Annotated in this window: 1 protein-coding gene; it reads left to right on the top strand. The window is 46.3% G+C overall.

Annotated elements, in window-relative coordinates; genetic code table 11:
- Positions 1-39: 39 nt before the first annotated feature.
- On the top strand, positions 40-1950 hold a 1911-nt coding region (locus IQ276_RS39930; RefSeq protein WP_235116537.1), incomplete at its 3' end, for a cobaltochelatase subunit CobN.

Genomic DNA, 1950 nt, shown 5'->3' with positions numbered 1-1950 from the left:
GAGGCAGGGGGAGAAAGGATAACCAATGCCCCATGCCCAATGCCCAATGCCCAATGCCCAATGCCCCATGCCCAATGCCCCATGCCCAAAGTCGGCATACTTTTCTACCGCGCCCATTATTTAGCGGGAAACACTAAGGTAATTGATGCTTTATGCCAAGCTTTAGTACAGAAAAATTTACAACCTGTGCCAGTTTTTGTTTCGTCATTGCGTGAACCAGATGTTCAAATTGAGTTGAGTGAATTTTTTCAACCCAAAGAAGGCGAACCAATTGCGCTGCTGCTGAATACCACCAGTTTTTCTTTAGCAAGGTTGGAGAGCGAAACACCCCAAACCGAACTGTGGCAAAAATTAGATGTGCCTGTATTCCAGGTTATCCTCAGTGGCGGATCAGTTGAACAGTGGGAGTTACAGTTTCAAGGACTTTCTCCCCGCGATATTGGGATGAATGTAGCGCTACCAGAAGTAGATGGGCGGATTATTACTCGTGCTGTGTCTTTTAAAGCAGTTCAAACTCGTAATTCCGATTTAGAGACAGATGTGGTAGTTTATGAACCAGTGAGCGATCGCATCGAGTTTGTTGCTCAACTAGCAGCAAATTGGGTGCGTCTGCGTTCAAAACCACCCCAAGAGCGGCGAATTGCCCTAATTCTGGCAAATTACCCCAACCGCAATGGACGCCTTGCTAATGGTGTGGGACTCGATACCCCAGCTAGTTGCACAGAAATCCTGCAAGCTTTACACCAAGCCGGGTATCAAGTAGAAAATCCACCTGCTCAAGGAGATGAGTTGATTCAACGGCTAACATCTGGCGTAACCAACGATCCGGAAAGTCAAGAATGGCATCCGGTGCAGCAAAGTGTCTCTTGGACAGAATATCAAGAGTATTTCGCTTCATTGCCACCAGCCGTGCAGCAAGGTATTAGTGAAAGGTGGGGACTGGGGACTGGGGACTGGGGACTAGGGACTGGGGAAAAGGAAAACGGGGGAGACAAGAGCAATATCCAATCTCCAATCCCCAGTCCCCAATCCCCAATCCCCAATCCCCAATCCCCAATCCCCGTTCCAGGAATTCAACTCGGCAACATTTTCGTGGGAATTCAGCCACCAAGGGGCTATGATAATGACCCCAGTTTGAATTATCATGCGCCGGATTTAGAGCCAACTCATGCTTATTTAGCTTTTTACTATTGGGTTAGAGAATGTTTTGGTGCTGATGCTGTAGTTCATGTGGGCAAACACGGAAATTTAGAATGGCTACCCGGTAAAAGTGTGGCTTTATCAAGTAATTGTTACCCAGAAGTAGCTTTCGGCGCACTTCCCCACCTCTACCCGTTTATTGTCAATGACCCTGGTGAGGGTTCCCAAGCCAAACGTCGCGCCCAAGCAGTGATTATAGATCACCTGACGCCACCCATGACTCGTGCGGAACTCTACGGTTCTTTGCAACAGTTAGAAAATTTAATTGATGAGTATTATGAAGCGGAAAGTTTAGATCCTTCCCGTTTACCAGTGATTCGCGATCGCATCCGCGAATTGATTCTTCAAGAAAATTTACATCTGGATTTAGGAATCCAAAACGCAGAAATTTTAAATTCAGAATTTTTAATTTTGAATTCTTTAGATGGTTATCTTTGTGAACTCAAAGAAGCTCAAATCCGTGATGGCTTACACATTTTTGGGCAATGTCCCCAAGGACAGCAACTAAGGGATTTAATAGTAGCGATCGCTCGCATACCCAATCGCTATTCTTTAGGCATTACCCGCGCCATAGCCCAGGATTGGGGTCTAGACTTCGACCCCCTCACAGCAGACTTGTCCATGACTAGTGGTCAATATTCAGTAGTCAATGGCACAGAATGTCGCACCATCGGTGATATTGTTGAAGTCCTAGAACAACACGCCGCCCTTTTAGTAGAAAAACTCATCAGCCAGAACTCAGAACTCAGA

Origin of the sequence: Desmonostoc muscorum LEGE 12446 (genome assembly GCF_015207005.2) — a bacterium.
Classification (GTDB): Bacteria; Cyanobacteriota; Cyanobacteriia; order Cyanobacteriales; family Nostocaceae; genus Nostoc; species Nostoc muscorum.
Note: the sequence above shows the minus strand (reverse complement) of the source record. Positions and strands in the feature narration are given on the sequence as shown.